Raw genomic sequence first — 20,941 nt, 5'->3', positions numbered from 1 at the left:
CGGGCGCCTCCCGGTGTTCACGTAATATTCCGGGTGACGCCAAATTGCCTCAATGATAGTTTGAGGCCATGACCTGCACGCAAGATGTGGGCTGGGGGCGTCGAGCAGGCATCCCGATACATCGCAAAAGATTCGCCGTGATCGACCTCAAAGTCGGTGGCGCATTTCCACGTGTTGTATGGCTGCTGACGCTTTCTGCAAAATTTGGTGAGTTGGGCGAAATCTCGCGCGCGCAGTCAATCCTATAGCCATATTTCGTGGTGGATCTGTGTTTTTTACGTGACCCAGCCCTAGGATCTCGGTAAGAATTATCCCCAAGGCGCAGGACAGGCGCGAACCAAGTCATAAACGACAGGCGGAACATCACATGGCACTCAATCTCTCGATGCCCGGTCAGGAAGAGCTGAAGCCCCGGATCACCGTATTCGGCGTCGGCGGAGCCGGTGGCAACGCAGTCAACAACATGATCACCAAGCAGCTCGAAGGCGTGGACTTCGTGGTTGCCAACACCGATGCGCAGGCGCTGCAGCAGAGCATGGCGACCGCCAAGGTCCAGCTCGGCGTGAAAGTGACCGAAGGTCTCGGCGCGGGCGCCCGCCCGTCGGTTGGCTCTGCCGCGGCTGAGGAGAGCATCGAGCAGATCGTCGATCATCTCGCCGGCGCGCACATGTGCTTCATCACCGCAGGCATGGGCGGCGGCACCGGCACCGGCGCCGCGCCGATCATCGCGCAGGCCGCGCGTGAGCTGGGCGTGCTGACCGTCGGCGTCGTCACCAAACCCTTCCAGTTCGAAGGCGCCAAGCGCATGCGTCAGGCGGAAGAGGGTGTTGAGACGCTGCAGAAGATGGTCGACACGCTGATCATCATCCCCAACCAGAACCTGTTCCGTCTGGCCAACGAGAAGACCACCTTCACCGAGGCCTTCAGCCTTGCCGACGACGTGCTCTATCAGGGCGTGAAAGGCGTGACCGACCTGATGGTGCGCCCCGGCCTGATCAACCTCGACTTCGCCGACGTGCGCGCCGTGATGGACGAGATGGGCAAGGCGATGATGGGCACCGGCGAGGCCGATGGTGAGGATCGCTCGATCCAGGCCGCCGAGAAGGCGATCGCCAACCCGCTGCTCGACGAGATCAGCCTCAAGGGCGCCAAGGGCGTGCTGATCAACATCACCGGCGGCAACGACCTGACGCTGTTCGAACTCGACGAAGCGGCCAACCGCATCCGCGAAGAAGTTGATGCGGACGCCAACATCATCGTCGGCTCGACGCTGGACGACACGATGGAAGGCCGTATGCGCGTGTCCGTGGTCGCCACCGGGATCGACGCCTCGGCTGTGCAGCACGATATCCCGGTGCCGCGCCGCACCCTCGCGCAGCCGCTGGCACAGGCGGAAGAAGACGCGCCCGCAGCGGAGGCCACCCCGGCCCCTGCCCAGCCCGCACCGCAGCAGGCCGCCGCCACCGCGCCGCAAGCCGCGCCGGTTGCCGCTCAGTACGAAGAGGAAGAGCCCTCGCTCTTCGGCGAGATGCCCGCAGCTCAGGCGACCGAGTATCAGGAAGAGGATGTGGTCGAGACCGACGACGGCCTGCCGCCGCCGGCCTACCGCCCGCAGGCGGCCCAGCCGCAGCCGCAGCCCGATGCTCTGGAAGCCGCGCCCGAGTCCTTCGTCGCGCCGCGCGCACCGCAGGCCGGTCAACCTTCGTCCGACACGATGAAGCGCCTGCATGCCGCAGCGGCCCGCAACAATCGTCCGGGCCAGGCTGCAGCTCCGGCGCGTCCGCAGCAGCCCCAGCAACCGCAGCAGGCCCCGCAGCGCGCTGCCGAGCCGGAGCGTCCCCGCTTCGGGATCAACTCGCTGATCAACCGGATGACCGGCCATGGTCACGAGCCGCAGCAGCAGCCTGCGCCGGCACCGAAGCAGGCCGCGCCTGCGCCGCAGCAACCGCAGGCCCGCCGCCAGCCGCCGATGCAGGCACAGCGTCCCGCACCGGCGCCTGCGCCGGCCCCGGAAGAGGCTCCCGAACAGGACCGGATCGAGATCCCGGCCTTCCTGCGCCGGCAGGCAAACTGATAAAATCGGCCCGCGCGGCTTCGTGCGGGCTGACTTTTTAAGGCACGACCGACTACAAAGCCCTCTCAGATGAGTGGGCTTTTTCTTTTATTCACAGCATGTTGCGGTGAGATATCCACAGGTGGGCGTGCATCCGCGCATTAGGAAACCCGCATGTTTCACTCCGTTGCAATACTTGATTTGAGAACTTGAGGTCGCGTGAGTATCTCCCTTGGCATCAAAGGCGCGCGCCAGTGGGGAGGGGCGCTCCAACCAAAGGTGACCAAAGTGCAAACGACGATCCGCAGTGCAGTGAGCTTCCAGGGCGTGGGCCTCCATTCCGGCGCGCCCGTCCGGATGACCATTCGCCCGGCTTCTGCCGAGCACGGCATCTGGTTCAAACGCACCGATATCCTGCTGGGCGACGCGCTGGTCCCGGCCCGTTACGACGCGGTCGAGCTTTCGCCGCTCTGCACCCTGATCAAGAACCGCGCTGGCGTCTCGGTCTCGACCATCGAGCATGTCATGGCCGCGCTTGCAGGATGCGGCATCCACAACGCACTGATCGAGATCGACGGCCCCGAAGCGCCGATCCTCGACGGATCTTCCGCTCCCTTTGTGCGTGAAATCCTCGCTCGCGGCGTGCGCGAATTGCGTGCCCCTGTCCGCGCCATCGAGATTCTCACCCCCGTTGAGGTGCAAACCGCCGCCGGCTGGGCCCGCCTGTCCCCGGCGCAGGGCACCACGATGGAGTTCCACATCGATTTCGCCGATGCGGCGATCGGCACGCAGGACAAGGTGATCGATCTGGCCAATGGCTCTTTCGTGCGCGAGCTCTGCGACAGCCGCACCTTCTGCCGCCAGTCCGACGTCGATGCGATGCAGGCCAATGGCAAGGCGCTTGGCGGCACCTATGAGAACGCCGTGGTGGTCGATGGCGACAAGATCCTCTCGCCGGGCGGCCTGCGTCATTCGGACGAGGCGGTGCGCCACAAGATGCTCGACGCGCTTGGTGATCTCTACACCGCCGGTGCGCCCATTCTGGGTCATTACACCGGCTTCAAGGCAGGCCACGCGATCACCAACAAACTGCTGCACGCGCTGTTTGCCACGCCCGATGCCTTCCGCATGACACTGTGCGATTCGCGCATGGCCGCGCGCCTGCCCGGTGCCGGTGTCGAGCGCGATGAAATCCCCGCGGTAGCCTGACGGCGGCGGCGTGCTCAAATCGGCGTTAAGGCGTTTTGCCCCGGATTTTTCTGTGCTAGGACCGTGCCATGGCCCCGAAGCGGGCTTTGCAAGGAATGTGAGGTAAGTCGGGCATGGCAGGCGGCAGATCGCGAAATGCGGTGATCGGAGCGGCTTTCTCCGCGATTCTCCTCGCCGGTTGTTCGGCGCAGGAACAGCCCGGAATGGGTCCGGGCGGCGTCCCGATGGAGAACTTCACCGCCGAACAGATCTTCGAGCGCGGTGAATACGAGATGGAGCGCAGCGACGCCGAGCGCGCTGCCTATTATTTCGGTGAAATCGAGCGTCTCTATCCTTATTCGGACTGGGCCAAGCGCGCCCTGATCATGCAGGCCTACGCCTATCACCGGGCGAAGGACTACGAGAACTCGCGCTCTTCGGCGCAGCGCTACATCGACTTTTATCCCAGCGACGATGATGCCGCCTATGCGCAGTATCTTCTGGCGCTGTCCTACTACGACCAGATCGAAGAGGTCGGGCGCGATCAGGGGCTGACGTTCCAGGCGCTGCAATCGCTGCGCACGGTGATCGAACGCTATCCCGATACCGAATACGCGCGCTCGTCGATCCTCAAGTTCGATCTTGCCTTCGACCATCTCGCGGCGAAGGAAATGGAGATCGGACGCTACTATCTCAAGCGCGAGAACTTCGGTGCCGCGATCAGCCGCTTCCGCGTCGTGGTGGAGGATTTCCAGACCACCACGCACACAGCCGAGGCGCTGCATCGTCTGGTCGAGGCCTATCTGTCGCTGGGGCTGACGCAGGAGGCGCAGAGCGCCGGCGCCATCCTTGGCTACAACTTCCGCGGCACGCCGTGGTACGAGGACAGCTACAAGCTGCTGACCGGGCGCGGGCTGGAACTGGAAGCGGCGGGCGACAGCTGGCTGGCACAGGTCTATCGTCAGATGGTCAAGGGGCAGTGGCTCTGAGGCCAGTGGCTGTGAGGGAGGACGGCTGGCCCGTCTGAAGGAATGCTCCGAGCGCTTGAAATCCGTGATCTGCTCATCATTGACCGGCTGGACCTGAGCTTCCAGCCGGGCCTCAACGTGCTCACCGGCGAGACCGGCGCGGGCAAGTCCATCCTGCTCGACAGTCTGGGCTTCGTGCTGGGCTGGCGCGGACGGGCCGAACTGGTGCGGGCCGGAGCGCAGCAGGGCGAGGTGACCGCGGTGTTCGAACTGGCCGCCGGTCATGCCGCGCGGGGCGTGCTGGAAGAGGCCGGGCTGCCGGTCTCTGACGAGCTGATCCTGCGCCGGGTCAACACCGCCGACGGGCGCAAGACCGGCTGGGTCAACGACCGCCGCGCCAGCGGCGAAGTGCTGCGGCGGCTGTCCGAGACCTTGGTGGAACTGCATGGGCAGCATGACGACCGCGGGCTGCTGAACCCCTCGGGACATCGCGACATCCTCGACAGCTACGGCGGCATCAGCGCCGAGCTTGCCGCCGCTCGCGCGGCGTGGACGGCGCAGCGCAACGCGCGCAAGGCGCTTGGCGATGCCGAAGCCGCGCTCGAGGAAGTGCGCGCCGAAGAGGATTTCCTTCGCCACGCGGTCGACGAGTTGGACAAGCTGGCGCCGGAAGTCGGTGAAGAGGCCGATCTCGACAGCCGCCGGCGGATGATGCAGGGCGCCGAACGGGTCCGCGCCGATATTTCCCGCGCCAGTCAGGCGCTTGGCTACGAGGGCGCCGAGGGCGCCATGTCCGACGCGCTGCGCTGGCTCGAAGGTGCTTCCGAGGGCGCCGAAGGCCGGCTTGACGGCGCCATTGCTGCGCTGACACGCGCCATGGCCGAGCTTGACGAGGCCTCGGGCGAGGTGGCGAACACCCTCGACGCTCTGGATTTCGACCCGCGCGCGCTGGAGGATACCGAGGAGCGGCTGTTTGCCATCCGCGGGCTGGCGCGCAAGCATCAGGTGCTGCCGGACGAGCTTGCGGGACTGCGCGAAACGCTGTCGGCGCGGCTCTCGGCGCTGGACCATTCCGCCGAGGAACTGGACGCGCTGAACGCCGAGGTCCGCCGCGCCGAAGAGGCTTACGACGGTGCCGCGGGCGCGCTGACCGAGGCCCGCAGCGTTGCCGCCGCGCGGCTGGACAAGGCTGTTGCCACCGAGCTTGCGCCGCTGAAGATGGAGCGCGCGGTGTTCCGCACCGAGATCACCCGCGCACCGGAAGGCCCCGAGGGGCACGACGCCGTGGCCTTCACCGTCGCCACCAACCCCGGTGCGCCCTCCGGTCCGCTCAACAAGATCGCCTCGGGCGGCGAACTGTCGCGCTTTCTGCTGGCTTTGAAAGTCTGCCTCTCGCAAGAGCAGGGCGGCGAGGTGACGATGATCTTCGACGAAATTGACCGCGGCGTCGGCGGCGCCACCGCCGATGCGGTGGGGCGCCGCCTCGCGGCGCTGGCCGCCGAAGGGCAGGTGCTGGTCGTCACCCACTCGCCGCAGGTCGCAGCGCTAGGCGCGCACCACTGGCGGGTGGCCAAGCGGGTGGAAAACGACATCACCCTGTCGTCGGTCACCGCGCTGGCGGCGGATGAGCGCGAGGATGAGATCGCCCGGATGCTTTCTGGCGACACGGTCACCCCCGAGGCGCGGGCGGCGGCGCGGGCGCTTCTGATCGGCTGAGACGCGGGCGGAACCGCCGGAATCTGCGTATTTTTGAAGAGAAGAAGCAGGGGCCCGGCGCCTCTGCCCGGATTTGTGCGCGGCCCTAGGGCTTCTTCTCTTGCCAAATACGCACGGCGGACCGCTGCCATGCGCGATGCGCCGGGGGAGGGCACCGCGCTAAAAGAAAGGCCCGCCCGGGGTGCCGGACGGGCCTTATTGTTGTCGTGTCGCTTAGCTCAGCCCAGCTCGGCGAGGCGCGCCATGGCCTCCTTGAGCTTGGCCTCTTCCTCTTCGCGCGCGGCGAGATTGTCGCGGGTCTCCTGCACCACTTCTTCCGGCGCGCTTTCGGCGAACTTGGGGTTCTTCAGGCGGCCGCGCAGGCCACCGAGTTCCTTGCCCAGTTTCTGCAGTGCCTTTTCGAGGCGCGCCTTCTCTTCGGCGACGTCGATGATTCCGGCGAGCGGCAGGCCGAAGGTGCCGCCGCTGAGCGCCAGCGCCGCGGTGCCCTTGGGCATCTCCTCGACCTCGGTCAGCCCCTCGATGCGCGCGTAGCGTTTCACGAAGGCCTCGTTGGTCTCATAGGCCGCGCGCGCGTCGGCGGTCATGCCCTTGACCACGCAGGGCACATAGGCGCCGGCGGGCACGTGCATCTGCGCGCGCGCTGAGCGGATCGCCTCGATCATCCGGATCACCCAGTTGAGCTCGGCATCGGCGCGGGCGTCGACCATGTCAGCCGCGCCGTAGTCGGGCCAATCGGCGTGGATCAGCATCTTCGGACGGTCGCGCTGTGCCCAGAGCTCTTCGGTGATGAAGGGCATGATCGGGTGCAGCAGGATCAGGCACTGGTCGAAGGCCCAGGCGTAGGTGGCGCGGGTCTCGGCCTTGGCAGCCTCGTCCTCGCCCTGGAATACCGGCTTTGTGAACTCGAGGTACCAGTCGCAGAAGGTGCCCCAGACGAACCCATAGAGCGCCTGTGCCGCGTCGTTGAAGCGGTATTCGGCCAGGGCCGCGTCCACCGTCTCGCGGGTCTTGGCGATCTCGCCCTTGATCCAGCGGTTGAGCGGCAGGGTGGTGTCGGGGATGGCATCGGAATGCGGCAGGTCGAACACGCCGTTCATCTGCGCGTAGGAGGCGGCGTTCCACAGTTTGGTGCCGAAGTTGCGGTAGCCGGCGATGCGCTGCTTGTCGAGCTTCAGAACGCCACCGAGCGAGGCCATGGCGGCATTGGTGAACCGCAGCGCGTCGGCGCCGTATTCGTCGATGATCTCCAGCGGGTCGACGACATTGCCCAGCGACTTGGACATCTTCTTGCCCTTGGCGTCGCGCACGAGGCCATGCAGGTAGACGTCGTGGAACGGGATCTCGTCGACCACGGCGAGCTGCATCATCATCATCCGGGCGACCCAGAAGAACAGGATGTCCTGACCGGTGACCAGCACCGAGGTCGGGAAGTACTTTTCCAGCTCTTCGGTCTGCTCGGGCCAGCCCAGCGTGCCGATCGGCCACAGGCCCGAGGAGAACCACGTGTCCAGAACGTCGGGATCACGGAAGACCGGGATCGCCTGCGGGCGGCGGCGCTGGTCGACACCGGTGAAATCGGTGCCCTGCTGCAAAAGCTGCGCGAGGTGATCCTCGGCGGCGGCGGCATCCTCGACCATCAGGAACTCGGCGTCATCGCCGAACACCGCCTTCATCTGCTCGATCGCCTCGGCCTCGGAGGCGGCGCAGAAGGAACGCCATTCGTCGCCCATGCCCGGCGTGTGCCAGACCGGGATCTGGTGGCCCCACCACAGCTGGCGCGAGATGCACCAGGGCTCGATGTTCTCGAGCCAGTGGTAATAGGTCTTCTCGCCGCTTTCGGGCATGATCCGCACGCGGCCCTCGCGCACGGCGTCGAGCGCCGGGCCGACGATCTGCGCGGTGTCGACGAACCACTGGTCGGTGAGCATCGGCTCGATCACCACCTTCGAGCGGTCGCCGAAGGGCTGCATGATCGGCTTGGCCTCGACCAGCGGCACCCATTGTTCAGGCTCGTCCAGTGCCTCGCCCCCTTCCTCGGGGGCGGGCGGGGCCTTGGCCGCCGCTTTGCCAAGGCGCGGGTCGGTGGCCTCGGTCATCACCGCGAGACCTTCTTCGGTGATCTCGGCGATCACCGCCTCACGCGCCGCGAAACGGTCGAGGCCGCGCAGGTGGTCCGGCACGAGATTGAGCTTGTCGGCCTCATGCTCGTCAAGCTCAAGCTCACCGCGCGCGACCTGCTGGGCGATCTCGGCGGCTTCGGCATAGGGGTGGCCGTCCTCGCGCATGGTGGCGCGGGTGTCCATCAGGCGGTAGCAGGGGATGCCGCCGCGCTTGGCCACGCCGTAGTCATTGAAGTCATGCGCGCCGGTGATCTTCACCGCGCCCGAGCCGAAGGTCGGATCGGGGTATTCGTCCACGATGATCGGGATCAGGCGGCGGTGCTCTTTCGGGCCCACGGGGATCTCGCACAGCTTGCCAACGATCGGCGCATAGCGGTCATCCGAGGGGTGCACCGCGACCGCGCCGTCGCCGAGCATGGTCTCGGGGCGGGTGGTGGCGATTGAGATGTAGTCGCGCTCTTCGGTGAAGAGCACGTTCCCGTCCTCGTCCTTCTCGACGTAGGTATAGGTTTCGCCACCGGCCAGCGGGTACTTGAAATGCCACATGTGGCCCGGCACTTCGACGTTCTCGACCTCGAGGTCGGAGATCGCGGTCTCGAAATGCGGGTCCCAGTTCACCAGCCGCTTGCCACGGTAGATCAGGCCCTTGTCGTACATGTCGACGAAGACCTTGATCACCGCGTCGTGGAAGTTGCCTTCCTCACCTGCCGGGGCGCCCTCGGCGCCGGACATGGTGAAGGCGTTGCGCGACCAGTCGCAGGACGCGCCGAGCCGCTTGAGCTGGTTGATGATCGTGCCGCCGGACTGCTGCTTCCATTCCCAGACCTTCTCGAGGAAGGCCTCGCGGCCCATCTCGCGGCGGGTGGGGTTGGATTTGTCCTTGGCCAGTTCGCGCTCGACAACCATCTGCGTGGCGATGCCCGCGTGGTCTTGGCCCGGCTGCCAGAGCGTGTCGAAGCCGCGCATCCGGTGCCAGCGCACGAGGATGTCCTGCAGCGTGTTGTTGAACGCGTGGCCCATGTGCAGCGAGCCGGTCACATTGGGCGGCGGGATCATGATGCTGAAGCTTTCATCGCGCGAGGCGTTGGCCCCGGCCTTGAAGGCTCCGCTGCTTTCCCATGCGTCGTAGATGCGCGCCTCGGCCTCGGCCGCGTTGAAGGTCTTTTCCATCGCCATGGCTGCGTTCCCATGCCTGCTTGTGCTGTTGTCCCGACCCTCCTACCCAATGGCTGGGGAAAGGGAAAGCGCCCCGTGCTGTTGGCGCGGTGATCCGGGGGCACAGGCCAGGGTACGGGGCTGGTTACACCTCAGCTGGCGGCGGCTGCGGCCTCGGGCGCGACATGCCACGCGCCGGTGCCGCGCTGGCAGAAGTGCGGCAGGGCCTCGGCCATGTCCTCGCCCAGCAGCGCCTCAAGCAGCGGGTAAAGCTGGCCGCGCGCCTTGAGGGTCGCGGCGACGTTGTGATTGTCAGAGGGCACGCTGAAGCGGCGGATGTTTGACGCTTGCGGGAAGCGTTCCGCATGCGCCATCTCGACCGGCAGGTCCGGGAAGATCAGGTCATAGTGGCAGGCCGGGTCGAAGCTGCCCATCAGCGAGGGCTGCCGCCACGCCTTGATCTGGTCGGAATAGCGGCTCCAGCGGGTGTCGAAGGGCGCGATCTCGGGGTGAACCGAGTATTGCGGTGCCAGTGCGATGCAGCGCGCCGCGCCAAGCGGGCGCGACATCTGCGCCGCCAGAAACCCGCCCATGCTCAGGCCCAGCGTGGTGACCTTGCGCCCGGCGCGATGCGGTGCCGTGACGCGGGCCAGCAGGTCGGGGTCCAGCGCGTTGCCCCAGCTGCGGGTCTTGTCGAAGACAAAAAGCTGCGGGCCCCATCCCCCCGCCGACAGCTTGCGGAATTCCTCGCTCTGGTGGTCGATGCCGCCAAGGCCGTGCCCGACACCGACGAAGGTGACGAGACACTGCGGACCGGTGCCGTCGATCCCGCTGATCTTGACGGTCTCATCTTCATAGAGCACCGGGATTGCCGGGTGATCTAGGATGGAGCCGGTCACCGGCAGCGGTGCTTTGGCCGTCTCTTCTGGAGCATCGTCTACCTCAGGGGCGCAGGGGGCGCCGTGCTGCACCTCACGCTGGAGGTCCTCGAACCAGCTGCGGTCTTCTTCATAGCCCAGCTGCTGCAGCACGTCGTGCAACTGCGGAAAGCGGGTGAATTGGTCGATGATGCGGGCGCGGTGCTCGGGTTTGGCCCATTTGCGCTGCCGTCCGGTGTCGACCTCGCGCACGCCGTTCAGGGCACGTTGTAGGCGCTGCGGGATCTCGGCTTTGTGAAAATCGCTGAAGCGCCCTTCGAAGGTGAGCCCCAGTCCTTCGGCCAGCATCTGCTGCACCGCCTCTGGATCGCGCACAAGGTCTTCGTACTTGAGAAAGAAGATGCCCTGCGGAAACAGGCCCGAGCTGCTGATCCGCATGCAGGCTTCATGCACTGGCAGAAACCCCGGCGCGGTGAAGGCGGGGGTGCGCCCTTCGGGGACGAACCAGCAATTGTCGGCGGCGACGAAGTAGTCGTCCGGAACCGAGCGGTGGCGGCTGGTCAGGATGTCGCGCGGATCGCGGAGCATGCAGATCAGGTCGATCCGCTTGCGCCCGCGGTTGGCCTGAAACAGCTTCGGCAGATCGAAGATGTCGAACGGGCGCTTTGTGCACTGGTTGCCGGGCTGATTGATAACGCTGGCCGCGGGTATCTCGCGGTCGAACATGCCATAGCCCTTCAGCGTGTTGCGCAGCATGTTGTAGAACAGTGTGCTGCCAGAGCGCCCCTGTCCTGCGATCACGATATGCCTGTCCATGCTGCGCCCCTGTTCGTTGCGGTATGTGCCCAAGCTTTTGGGTCTTGGGACCGAGATTGGAGGCGGGGGTTACAGCTTTGTTAAACGCAAGGCGATCTCGGCGCGACAGGCGGCCAAGCGGCCCGATGCGCAGGTGAAATCCGCAGACATTTTTTTGTGCCGGAAAAGAAAAACGGCGGTGCCAGGGAGGAGGAGAGGCACCGCCGTTTCCGTGTCACGAAAGCCCGAGGAGGAGGAGAAGAAGGGCTTCCGATCTGAACGGGCCCGCAAGGGCCCTATAAGGTGCGACGATCTCAGGGAGGAGGAGAGAGATCGCCGCTGCATCAAAGTCCCAGGGAGGAGGAGAGGGACTCCGAAGCTTCTGGACCGCATGCGGCCCTTTATGAGGTGCGGCGGTCTCAGGGAGGAGGAGAGAGACCGCCGCGGTATCGTTGCCCCAGGGAGGAGGAGAGGGGCTCCGAATAGGTCGGGCCCGAAGGCCCTTGAAACTGGTGCGGCGGTCTCAGGGAGGAGGAGAGAGACCGCCGCTGCATCGTTACCCCAGGGAGGAGGAGAGGGGCTCCGAATAGGTCGGGCCCGGAGGCCCTTGAAACTGGTGCGGCGATCTCAGGGAGGAGGAGAGAGATCGCCGCTGTATCGATGCCCCAGGGAGGAGGAGAGGGGCTGTCGATGTCTGGGGCCGGTGGTGGATCCGTTGCCCCGTATCTTTGTGGCGGTGACCTCAGGGAGGAGGAGAGAGGTCACCGCCGTAACGAACCGGCTCAGGGAGGAGGAGAGAACCGGGACGTGTTCGAATTCTTACGCCTCGTAGGCGGCCTGATAAGCGATCCGGCGGATCATCGAGCGGTGCAGCCCAAGATCGCTCAGTTCGCGGTTGCTCAGCGAAGCCAGCTCGCTGAAGGTCTGCTTGTACAGGCGACGGCGAGCGAGGGCAGTGCGGAGCGTCTCGAGAAGGCCGCCGGTGCGAGCTTCGATGCGGGTGGTGTCGGTTGCGAATGCCATGTGCGTCTGTGCCCGTGTGGCTGAATGGTTGCGTCTGTCGTTTCTTGCCCCAATAGATGGGCCAATTGCTGCGAGTGCACAATCCCGCCCCGGTTCAATGCCGCTATGCGCAGATTGCATGGTGAAAACCACTTTGGAATGCGCATCTTCGCGGGTGTATGCGTAGAAAATAGGCGATAAATTGACGTGCTCTGCGCGTAGCGCAAGATGACGAAAGGTCACCATGCGCTGAGGGAAAGGAAGTAACTATGACCCAATTGTCCGACGCTACCATGGCGCTCTTGGAAAGCTTCGAATTGCCCGGCGGCGGCAACCCGGTGTCGCGCGATATGATTCGAGCGCTCAGCGTCGATGGCGGCCACGTGCGCTTTGTCATCGAGGCGCCGAGCGCCGAGATCGCGCGACAGATGGAAGGGTTCCGCGCCGTGGTCGAGGCGCAGGTGGCGCAGCTGCCCGGTGCCAGTTCGGCGACGGTGGTGCTCTCGGCCCCGACGCAGGCGCCGAAGGCACCGTCGCTGAAGATGGGCGGCCACGCCAAGCCGCAAGAGGGCCGCATGGCGCCGCCGGGCGTGAAGAAGATGATCGCCATCGGGTCCGGCAAGGGCGGGGTGGGCAAATCAACCGTCTCGTCGAACCTTGCGGTGGCGCTGGCGCGTGCGGGCAAAAAGGTGGGGCTGCTGGATGCCGACATCCACGGCCCGTCGCAGCCGCGCATGTTCGGCGTGTCGAAGCGTCCGGCCTCGCCCGATGGCAAGACGATCATTCCGCTGGAGGCGCATGGCGTCACGCTGATGTCGATCGGTGTGATGCTGCCCGAGGACAAGGCGGTGGTCTGGCGCGGCCCGATGCTGATGGGCGCGTTGCAGCAGATGCTGATGCAGGTGGAGTGGGGCGAGCTTGATGTCCTGCTGATAGACCTGCCGCCGGGCACCGGCGACGTGCAGCTGTCGCTCGGCCAGAAGTCCGAGCTTGATGGCGCCATCGTGGTGTCGACGCCGCAGGATGTGGCTCTGATCGACGCCAAGAAGGCGCTCGACGCGTTCGCCACGCTGAACGTGCCGATGCTGGGGCTGATCGAGAACATGTCGGTTTTCGTTTGCCCTGACTGCGGGCGCGAGAGCCATATCTTCGGCCACGGCGGTGTCGCCAGCGAGGCCGAGCGCCTCAGCCTGCCGGTACTGGCGCAGCTGCCGATCGATCTCGACACCCGTCTTGCCGGTGACAGCGGCGCGCCGGTGGCGCTGGGAGACGGCGTCATGGCGCAGGCCTACGCAAAGCTGGCGCGCGATCTGATCGAGACCGGCACCGTCTAAACGCCACTCTCACCAGATGGGGCCGGGCCAAACCCCGTGCCCTTCTTCTCTTTGAAAATACGCCGGGGGAGTCGCGGCGCAGCCGCGGCGGGGGGCAGCGCCCCCTCTATCCCGGCCCCTCAGCCCGCCTTGCGCATCTGCAGCAGCAGATCGAGCACCAGCGCCGCCGGATCGACGTTCACCGCGCGGGCGTGGCGCGCGCGCTCGCCCGCGTCCTGCGCCAGCTGCGCCCAGGCCCGGCCCGCGCCGGGATGCGGGGCGAGGCGCATCAACACCTCTGTCTCGTTCGGTGCGGCCTCGGCGCGCGGCGGCATGCCGGTGACACCGGCGCGCGCGAGCCGCGCCATCAGCCGGTCGGTCAACGTCAGCATCAGGTCGAGCCGCGCCTCGCGGCCCTTGCCGGCGGCGCTTTCGCCAAGCGCGATGGCGCGCGGCCGGTCGAGGCGGGGCAGGGTGCCCGCCAGGGAGACCAGATCGGAATAGAGCTTCAGCCCGTCGAGGTTCAGCAGCCGCAGCGCCTCGCCCACCGAGCCTGCGGAGAGTTCGGCCAGGGCCTCGGCCTCTTGCGGTGCCACCTGTGCACCGGCTTGTTCGAGCGCGCGCGCCATGTCCTGCGGGCCCAGCGGCGCCAGCCGCAACTCGCGGCAGCGCGAGCGGATGGTCGGCAGCAGCCGCGAGGGCTGGTGGCTGATCATCAGCAGCACGGTGTTGGCGGGCGGCTCTTCGAGCAGCTTGAGGATCGCGTTGGCGGCGTTGGGGTTCATCTCGTCGGCGCTGTCGATGATCACCACCCGGCGCCCGCCGTCGGCCGAGGACAGCGAGAAGAACTTTTTCAGCGCGCGCACCTCTTCCACGGTGATGATGCTGCGCAGCTTCTTGGTCTTGCTGTCCCAGCTGCGGCGCAGCAGGTGCAGCCGCGGCTCCGACAGCGCGTGCACGCGGTGCGCCACCGGGTGCTCGGGGTCGATCATCAGGTTGCCGGGCGGTGGCGGAGCGCCGAAGAGACCATCGTCCTCCTGCTCGGGCGTGGCCAGCAGAAAGCGGGCGATGGTCCACGCCAGCGTCGCCTTGCCAAGCCCGCGCGGCCCGGTGATCAGCCAGCCGTGGTGCAGCCGGCCCGAGTTGAACGCCGCGAGGAAATCGGCCTGCGCCCGGTCCTGCCCGAACAGGCGGAAGGTCTCGCGCGGGTGCGGCGCGCCCTCGACGCGGTCCGCTTCGGGGATGTCGTCCTCGGCGCTCATGCGGTCAGATGGGGCTCGAGCCGGGCGTGGATGTCGGCGGCCACCTCGTCGGGCGTGCGATTGCCGTCGATCACGATGAAGCGCTCGGGGAACTCCCTGGCCAGCGCGAGGTAGCCGGCGCGCATGCGCTCTTGCAGTTCCACGCCGAAATCCTCGAAGCGCTCTTCTTCGGTGGCGCGGGCCTTGGCGCGGGCCAGCCCGGCGGCGGGGTCCATGTCGATGAGGAAGGTCAGGTCGGGTTCCGTGCCGATCATCAGATCGTGCAGCGCGTCGACCTTGGCGCGCAGATCGCCGCGCGACAGGCCCTGATACATGCGGCTGCTGTCGGCGAAACGGTCGCAGATCACCAGCTTGCCCGCTGCGAGGGCAGGGCGGATCAGCCGTTCGAGATGGTCGCGGCGCGCGGCAGTGAACAGCAGCAGTTCGGTTTCGGCGGACCAGCGGTCGGGATCGCCCTGCAGCACAAGCGCGCGGATCTCCTCGGCCCCGGGCGAGCCGCCCGGCTCGCGCGTCAGCACGGCTTCGCGCCCGGCCTCTCTGAGCGCGGCCTGCAGCAGCCGCGCCTGCGTGGATTTGCCCGAGCCGTCGATTCCCTCGAAACTGATGAAGAGGCCGCGCCCCTCGGTGCTTGTCACATCGCCTCCGTGGTCTCGGCGGGGGTCTGCAGGCGACCGATCAGATTGTTGCTGACCACCATCATCCGCTTGAGAAAGCCGCCCGACGGCACGTCTTCGGCGGCAAAGAGCGGCACGCGGTGCTCGGGCAGCCCCTCGGGGGTGATGATCAACTCGGCCAGCTGCTGGCCAGCGGTGATCGGCGCTTGCAGCGGGCCGGTATAGACCACCTCGGCGCCCAGTTCGGTGCCCGGCGTCACCGGGATCAGCATCTCGATATCCTCGCGGGCGACCAGCCCAACGCTTTCCTGCGCCCCGAGGAAGACATCTGCGCGGGCGACTTCCTGACCCTTCTCGATCAGTTTGCGCTCGGCGAACTGGCGAAACGCCCAGTTGACGATCGCTTCGCTCTCCTCGGCGCGGGCGCGCTCGCTGTCGAGCCCGGCGATGGCAAAGATCACCCGGCGGTCGCCCTGTTTGGCCGAGCCGACAAGGCCGTATCCCGCTTCCTGCGTGTGGCCCGTTTTCAGCCCGTCGGCACCGATGTCGAGGCGCAGCAGGGGGTTGCGGTTGCGCACGTTCTGCGGGGCGCGCCCGTCGAACTCGAAGCGGCGCTCGGCGAAGATCGGGTAGAACTCGGGGAAGTCTTCGATGATGTGCCGGGCCAGCAGCGTCAGATCGCGCATCGACATCACATGGCCGTCGGCGGGCCAGCCCGAGGCATTGGCGAAGGTAGAGTTGGTCATGCCCAATTGCTGCGCGCGGCGGGTCATCAGATCGGCAAACCCGGCCTCGGTGCCGTTCGGCGACAGCGCCTCGGCGATGACCGCGCAGGCGTCATTGCCCGACAGCACGATGATCCCGCGCAGCAGATCCTCGACCTTCACCCGGTCGGTGGTGTCGAGAAACATGGTCGAGCCGCCATAGGACATGGCGTGCGACGAGACCGGCAGCGTCTCGTCAAGCTCGAGCCGCCCGTCGCGGATTGCCTCGAAGGCCATGTAGAGCGTCATCAGCTTCGACATCGAGGCGGGCGGCACCGCTTTGTCCGCGTCCTTGGCCATAAGCACCGTGCCGGTGGTGTAGTCCAGCACAAAGGCGGTGCGGGCGCTGGTGTCGAAGGCCTGCGCGCTGGTGGCGAGCAGTGCCGCAGTGGCGGCCCCGGTCAGCAGGCGACGCAAGGAAAGGCTCGGAAAGGGGCTCGTCGGGCGGCGCATGGGCGGCTCCTGTGCTGTGGCTCCGGTCTGGTCGTCGGATCGTCTGGTCAGTTCGTCACGGCGTAGGCATCGGAAAACCCGGTGCCCTTGATCTTGCTCAGCAGCGCGTCAAGCTCGGCCTTGTCCTGCGCCGGGCCAACCAGAACGCGCCAGAAGGTCTTGCCCGAACTGGTCTGCTTTTTCACCGTCGGCACCATGCCGGCCTGACGCATCGCCGTCGCGGTGTTCTGGGCGTTCTGCTCGATGCTGAAGATGCCGATCTGCACATAGGGGCGCGACAACGACGACGCAGGCTTCGGCGCGGGAGCCGGCGCAGAGGGTACGCTGGCTGCGGGCGCCGGGCTTGCGGCCTCTGCCGGAGCGTCTGCCGGAGTCTCTGCGGGCGCGGCTTCGATCGCGGCAGCGGCGCCGGCGGTCACCGGATCGAGCGTGGCTTCTTCAACCTCGGGCGTTTCCGACAGGGTGGTGGCTTCGACCCCGGCAGGGCCGGTGCCTTCCTCGGGCTGCGCGGGGCCTTCTTCGCGGCGCAGGGCGACCACGTTGAGGTTCACCGGCTCGCCCGCCAGCATGCCGATCGCGGCGGCGGCGTCGGACGACACCTGCAGGCGCGGTCCGGGGCTCATGCGTTCGCGGCGGAACAGCGCGCCGATGACGAACTGGCCATTGCTTTCGTTGCGGATGATCACCCGCTCGGGCTCGGTTACATCGGGATGCGCGACCCAGACGCCGCCCAGCGACGGGCGCCCGTCCCAGAGGCCCGCCTCGGTAGTCTGGAACACCTCAGGGGCTTCGATGTCGCGCTCGGTGGAGGCGGCACCAGCAGCGGTTTCGCTGCCGCTCTCAGCACCGGCTTTGAGAAAGCCGGGCATCTGCGCATCGCTGCAGGCACCAAGGGCGAAAACACCCAGCAGAGCGGCCACGCTCGTCCAGCCCGTGCCGACATTTCCGGCCTTGGCCGCGCGCGCGCTTATCGCAGTTGCGCGAAGGCTCTGCGTGCTGCCGATATGCCGGCTGTGGTGTGACCTGCTGTCCGTATTCCAACCCGCCGCCATCGGCCGCGCTGCATTGGCCTTGCTCATAGGTGCCCCCTGTCGTCCCGCCTGTGTCGTCCGCCTGACCGGTGGCGTCTGTCGCGCCTTGCCGGATACTCTGTCGCCGGATGTCCCTTCGATGTGCCGGGGGCCTTGCCTCACCTGCCGCGGCGCCTTTGGGCGCCTGCCTTTTGCGCCCGGCTTGGGCGGGTCTGGCGGAGCGGAAGCGAACCGGGCCGTCCCGGTTTTCGCGGGATCGTACCTGCTGGCTGTGATCAAGAAAAGCCTTCAAAGCCGTGATCGGCGGATTTTCCCGGAAAGCCTGTTCTAGAATCGGAAAAGGCACGCTAGGTCGGTGCCACCGGAGGTTTGGCAGAGTGGTCGAATGCGGCGGTCTTGAAAACCGTTGGGCGTGAGAGCGTCCCCAGGGTTCGAATCCCTGAGCCTCCGCCACTTACCTCTGCTTGCTGCGTAGGTTGGCGTTGATTGCCACCCGTGGGGCTCTGCCCGGTACCCGGAGATTTTTGTGAGGCGATCTCAGGGATGTGGTCAGACGGCGGCCCTGCACGCGCGCCGCCGTCATCATCTTAGCAGGCTTGAGCGGTTTCCTGAGCGATCCCACCCGGAATGAGCGCATCGTGGGCCTCGATCAGCCTCATCCAGCCACGCCGCGTCGCGGCGGCCGCCTCGGCCGCGAGCCCTTGGCGGTCTGCCGCTGTCAGCCCGGTGCAGGCCGGGTTGCGCAACCGCTCGGCAAGGTGTGCGCAGGCCCCGGGGGACACTTGCGTTACGCCGGGACCTGCGTGATCGCGCAGCCCGTCAACGCAGGTGGTCACCAGCGGGCGTCCGGCCACCCGGGCTTCGAGCGCGGCAATGCCGTAGGCCTCCCAGCGCGATGGCATCACCACCATATCGACCTCAGCCATGGCGCGGGCGGGGTCAGAGACATGGCCACGGAAGCGGATGCGCGGGTCTCCGGTGGCCTGCGCGGCCAGCGCCGCCAGATCACCGCCGGCGCCGTAGATGTGGAGGGCCTTGTCCGGATCGGGGATCGCGCGGAAGGCTGAGATCAGCGTATCGAATCCCTTCTGCCGGTCGAGCCGTCCGAAGGCGCCGATCACCCGCGGATGCGCGCGCGGGGCGGGCAGGGCAACGAAGGCCGAAAGATCGACCAGCGGGCGGACGATCTCCAGCCGCTCCCATGCCACAAGGCCGCGCGCCCGCAGCCACTCGCCCTGCGCGGCGCTGACCGCGACGACTGTGTCGAAAAGCGCATAGGCGCTGCGCAGAAGCGTGAAGAACCGTGCCTTGCTGGGCACGTTCAGCGCCGTGAAGCTTGCTGTGTAGCTGTGCTCGACTTGGATCAGCCGGGTTCCCGCATGGCGGGCGCGCAGCGCGATGAGCCCGGGCAGGGCCCGCCAGCTGATCGACAGATGCGAGACGATGATCGCGGCCGGCAGCGTCAGCCGGCCTAGCTCGGCGCGGCTGACGGGGCGGATGACATGTTCCGCGTGGGCGGCCAGATCGGCATCGCCGCGCAGGAAGTCGAGATAGCGCATCACCCCGCCCGGGGTGGTGTCGTCGATGAGGTGGACCACCCGCGGGCGGTGAGCCGCGGTTGCGTTGGGGAAGGTGCTGAAAAGGGTCATCGGTCTGGGATCCTTCAGGGGGTGGCGGCAGCCGGTCGCGTGGCAGCCTTGTGGAGGATGCGGCCGAGCGGCCCATCAATCAGAAGCGCGGCGGCAAGGGTCACCGCCGAGCGCAGCGGCTCTTCGATCAAAGGCCGCGCCGAGCTTGCCAGCGATTGGCGCAGCAGCCTGCGCGCCTGCGCGCCGCGCCCGTCGCTCACCGCGCGCCGGGCCAGATAGCGCAGTTGGTAGGCGCGCGCGGCCGGGGCGTGCCGGGCAAAGAAATGCGGGTCCAGCGGTGTCAGTTTCTCGACCATGTGCTCCCATGCGGCGAACTGTCGGTCGGTCGCGGCGCTGAGCCCGCCGGTGGTGATGCGGTAGCGGGTCAGCAGGCCGGGAATGCCCTCGATCTCCCAATCGGTGCTCAGCGCGAGGCGCAGCCAGCACTCGATGTCCTCGGATTGCCGGAACGTCTCGTCGAAGACCCAGTCTCGTTCGTGCTCTTCCGCGGGGCGCCAGGCAATGGCCTCGAGCGCGGCGCGGCGCAGCACCGGGACCGAGCCATTGCCCACCGGGTTGCGCTTGAAGATATGTGTGGCCCCGATGCCTTTCAGGCGGGGCCGCTGCACACGGCGCATCAACGCGCCGGTTTCACTCATCAGCAGCGACCCGGAGAACGACAGTCCCAGAAGCGGGTTACCATCGAGATGGGCCACATGCGCCTCGAGCTTTTCGGGGGCCCATTGGTCATCTGCATCGCAAAAGCCGATATAGGGGGCGCGGGCTGCAGCGATGCCGCTGTTGCGGGCACCGGAAAGACCGCGGTTCGCCTGCCGGACGAGGCGCACGCGCGGGTCCGCGGTGGCGGCCCGCGCCGCGATCTCGGCGGTGGCGTCGGTCGAGCCGTCGTCTATGACAATGATCTCGAGGTCGGCAAAGGTCTGCACCCGCAGGCTGGTCAGGGTCGCATCAAGCGTGCCTGCGGCGTTGAAGGCGGGGACGACGATCGAGGCGCGCGGGGTATGCGCTTGGCGCGTGGTGTGCGGCATGGGACGGCTCCTTGGCGAAAGGCAGGGTCAGCGGGAAAACAGGGCGCGGCGCAGCGCGGCGGGCAGGACGGGGGCGATCAGCGCGCCAGCCAAAGTGCCGCCGCCGCGCCGCCAGGGCCGGAGGAAGCTGGCCGGGGCGAGGGCAAGGCCGCGAAGCGCGAGCGCCAGCGCGGTTGTTCCGCCAAGCCCAACCCGCAGCGCGCGCCGCGCGAGATAGCGCAGGTGCACGGCTTCGGCACCGGGGTCTGGGCGAAAGCCGAACCGTGCGGCGCTCTGCAGGGCCGCCGCGCGCCCGGCGCGCATGGCGTCGAGGTCGGCGGACAGGCCCGCGGGCGAGACCCGGTAATGCACCAGGATGCGATCGATCGGAGTAATGCGCGCGCCGCCGCCGACCAGACGGATCAACCAGTCGAGGTCTTCGTTGTGGACCATGTCGCGGCTTAGCCCGCCGCTGCGGGCAAAGACCGAGGCGCGAACCGCGATGTTCGACATGGTGCACACAGGGTTCTCGCCCAGCAGCATCGGGATGCTCAGCGGCGCGGCGGGCACGCTAGAGACCGAACGCGCATCCTCCGGCTGCCTCTCGAAAAAGGCGATCCGGCCGAAGGCGCCGTCGCACGCGGGGTCGCGAAAGGCGGCATTGAGCACCTCAAGCTTGTCGGCGCTCCACAGGTCGTCGGCGTCGCAGAAGGCGAGGATATCACCGGTTGCCTGCTGCGCGGCGTGATTGCGGGCGTCCGAAGGCCCCTTGCCGGGGTTCTGCAGCACGCGGATGCGCGGGTCAGCCGCAGCCGCAAGGCGCAGCAGGGCGCCGGTGGCGTCGCTCGATCCGTCGTCGATGCAGAGCGCCTGCCAGTCGGAGAAGCTCTGTTTGCGGATGCTGGCCAGCGTGGCACCGACGGTGGCCTCGGCCTGATAGCAGGGGATGATGATCGAAAAGCGGGGCATG

At 67.1% G+C, this 20,941-nt stretch carries 16 protein-coding genes and 1 tRNA gene; 7 read left to right on the top strand and 10 right to left on the bottom strand.

The genetic code is table 11. The annotated features are described in order from the left end of the window. The first annotated feature begins 367 nt into the window (after window positions 1-367). The 4 genes from ftsZ to recN all read left to right on the top strand — a co-directional run bounded on the left by ftsZ (window position 368) and on the right by recN (window position 5,925). Window positions 368-2,074, top strand: coding sequence for a cell division protein FtsZ (gene ftsZ, locus ACXAJT_RS02965; RefSeq protein WP_475232867.1), 1,707 nt, complete (start codon window positions 368-370; stop codon window positions 2,072-2,074). Window positions 2,075-2,341: 267 nt separating this feature from the next. After that, the gene (lpxC, locus tag ACXAJT_RS02960) at window positions 2,342-3,262 is read left to right on the top strand and encodes a UDP-3-O-acyl-N-acetylglucosamine deacetylase (protein ID WP_475232865.1); all 921 of its coding nucleotides are present in this window, start codon (window positions 2,342-2,344) and stop codon (window positions 3,260-3,262) included. Window positions 3,263-3,375: 113 nt separating this feature from the next. After that, window positions 3,376-4,230, top strand: coding sequence for an outer membrane protein assembly factor BamD (locus tag ACXAJT_RS02955; RefSeq protein ID WP_475232863.1), 855 nt, complete (start codon window positions 3,376-3,378; stop codon window positions 4,228-4,230). 42 nt (window positions 4,231-4,272) lie between these two features. Further along, complete coding sequence (gene recN, locus ACXAJT_RS02950; protein ID WP_475232861.1) at window positions 4,273-5,925, top strand: DNA repair protein RecN; 1,653 nt, start codon at window positions 4,273-4,275, stop codon at window positions 5,923-5,925. Window positions 5,926-6,143: 218 nt separating this feature from the next. Here the strand turns inward: recN and ACXAJT_RS02945 are convergent, their stop codons facing one another. Together ACXAJT_RS02945 and ACXAJT_RS02940 are read right to left on the bottom strand one after the other, a co-directional pair. Further along, window positions 6,144-9,224 (bottom strand): valine--tRNA ligase, encoded by a 3,081-nt coding sequence (locus ACXAJT_RS02945; RefSeq protein WP_475232859.1) that lies wholly within the window; start codon window positions 9,222-9,224, stop codon window positions 6,144-6,146. A 131-nt stretch (window positions 9,225-9,355) separates the two neighbouring features. Continuing rightward, the gene (locus tag ACXAJT_RS02940) at window positions 9,356-10,897 is read right to left on the bottom strand and encodes a hypothetical protein (RefSeq protein WP_475232856.1); all 1,542 of its coding nucleotides are present in this window, start codon (window positions 10,895-10,897) and stop codon (window positions 9,356-9,358) included. 133 nt (window positions 10,898-11,030) lie between these two features. Between ACXAJT_RS02940 and ACXAJT_RS02935 the strand changes: the two genes are divergently transcribed. Continuing rightward, on the top strand, window positions 11,031-11,708 hold the full coding sequence (locus tag ACXAJT_RS02935) for a hypothetical protein (protein WP_475232853.1): 678 nt from the start codon (window positions 11,031-11,033) through the stop codon (window positions 11,706-11,708). Here the strand turns inward: ACXAJT_RS02935 and ACXAJT_RS02930 are convergent. Next, window positions 11,696-11,899 (bottom strand): DUF1127 domain-containing protein, encoded by a 204-nt coding sequence (locus ACXAJT_RS02930; RefSeq protein WP_475232851.1) that lies wholly within the window; start codon window positions 11,897-11,899, stop codon window positions 11,696-11,698. The two genes, ACXAJT_RS02935 and ACXAJT_RS02930, sit on opposite strands and share 13 nt — an antisense overlap. Window positions 11,900-12,147: 248 nt before the next feature. Between ACXAJT_RS02930 and ACXAJT_RS02925 the strand changes: the two genes are divergently transcribed. Beyond that, the gene (locus tag ACXAJT_RS02925) at window positions 12,148-13,212 is read left to right on the top strand and encodes an Mrp/NBP35 family ATP-binding protein (RefSeq protein ID WP_475232848.1); all 1,065 of its coding nucleotides are present in this window, start codon (window positions 12,148-12,150) and stop codon (window positions 13,210-13,212) included. Between the two features lie 119 nt (window positions 13,213-13,331). On the opposite strand, the gene ACXAJT_RS02920 is transcribed toward ACXAJT_RS02925, so the two are convergent. Genes ACXAJT_RS02920 through ACXAJT_RS02905 form a run of 4 tightly spaced genes read right to left on the bottom strand, consistent with a single transcriptional unit; the run spans window position 13,332 to window position 17,204 of the window. Continuing rightward, the gene (locus tag ACXAJT_RS02920) at window positions 13,332-14,453 is read right to left on the bottom strand and encodes a DNA polymerase III subunit delta' (RefSeq protein ID WP_475232844.1); all 1,122 of its coding nucleotides are present in this window, start codon (window positions 14,451-14,453) and stop codon (window positions 13,332-13,334) included. Continuing rightward, window positions 14,450-15,088 carry a dTMP kinase gene (gene tmk / locus ACXAJT_RS02915; protein WP_475232841.1) on the bottom strand — a complete coding sequence of 213 codons (639 nt, stop codon included), beginning with the start codon at window positions 15,086-15,088 and terminating at the stop codon, window positions 14,450-14,452. Before tmk ends, ACXAJT_RS02920 begins: the two co-directional genes overlap by 4 nt. Continuing rightward, window positions 15,085-16,284: a D-alanyl-D-alanine carboxypeptidase family protein gene (locus tag ACXAJT_RS02910; RefSeq protein ID WP_475232839.1), complete on the bottom strand. Its 1,200-nt coding sequence runs from the start codon at window positions 16,282-16,284 to the stop codon at window positions 15,085-15,087. Before ACXAJT_RS02910 ends, tmk begins: the two co-directional genes overlap by 4 nt. A 47-nt stretch (window positions 16,285-16,331) precedes the next feature. Beyond that, window positions 16,332-17,204 carry an SPOR domain-containing protein gene (locus tag ACXAJT_RS02905; protein ID WP_475232835.1) on the bottom strand — a complete coding sequence of 291 codons (873 nt, stop codon included), beginning with the start codon at window positions 17,202-17,204 and terminating at the stop codon, window positions 16,332-16,334. A gap of 474 nt (window positions 17,205-17,678) precedes the next feature. Here ACXAJT_RS02905 and ACXAJT_RS02900 point away from each other — a divergent pair. Next, window positions 17,679-17,768, top strand: a tRNA-Ser gene (locus ACXAJT_RS02900). A 134-nt stretch (window positions 17,769-17,902) separates the two neighbouring features. Here the strand turns inward: ACXAJT_RS02900 and ACXAJT_RS02895 are convergent. Genes ACXAJT_RS02895 through ACXAJT_RS02885 form a run of 3 tightly spaced genes read right to left on the bottom strand, consistent with a single transcriptional unit; the run spans window position 17,903 to window position 20,940 of the window. After that, on the bottom strand, window positions 17,903-18,964 hold the full coding sequence (locus ACXAJT_RS02895) for a glycosyltransferase (protein WP_475232832.1): 1,062 nt from the start codon (window positions 18,962-18,964) through the stop codon (window positions 17,903-17,905). Window positions 18,965-18,978: 14 nt separating this feature from the next. After that, window positions 18,979-19,992 (bottom strand): glycosyltransferase family 2 protein, encoded by a 1,014-nt coding sequence (locus ACXAJT_RS02890; protein ID WP_475232830.1) that lies wholly within the window; start codon window positions 19,990-19,992, stop codon window positions 18,979-18,981. Between the two features lie 27 nt (window positions 19,993-20,019). Further along, complete coding sequence (locus ACXAJT_RS02885; protein WP_475232828.1) at window positions 20,020-20,940, bottom strand: glycosyltransferase family 2 protein; 921 nt, start codon at window positions 20,938-20,940, stop codon at window positions 20,020-20,022. Window position 20,941: the final 1 nt, after the last annotated feature.

The organism is Salipiger sp. ABF4_146, assembly GCF_056161345.1.
The sequence above is the reverse complement of the archived record's forward strand: the minus strand, read 5'-3'. Positions and strand labels throughout refer to the sequence as shown.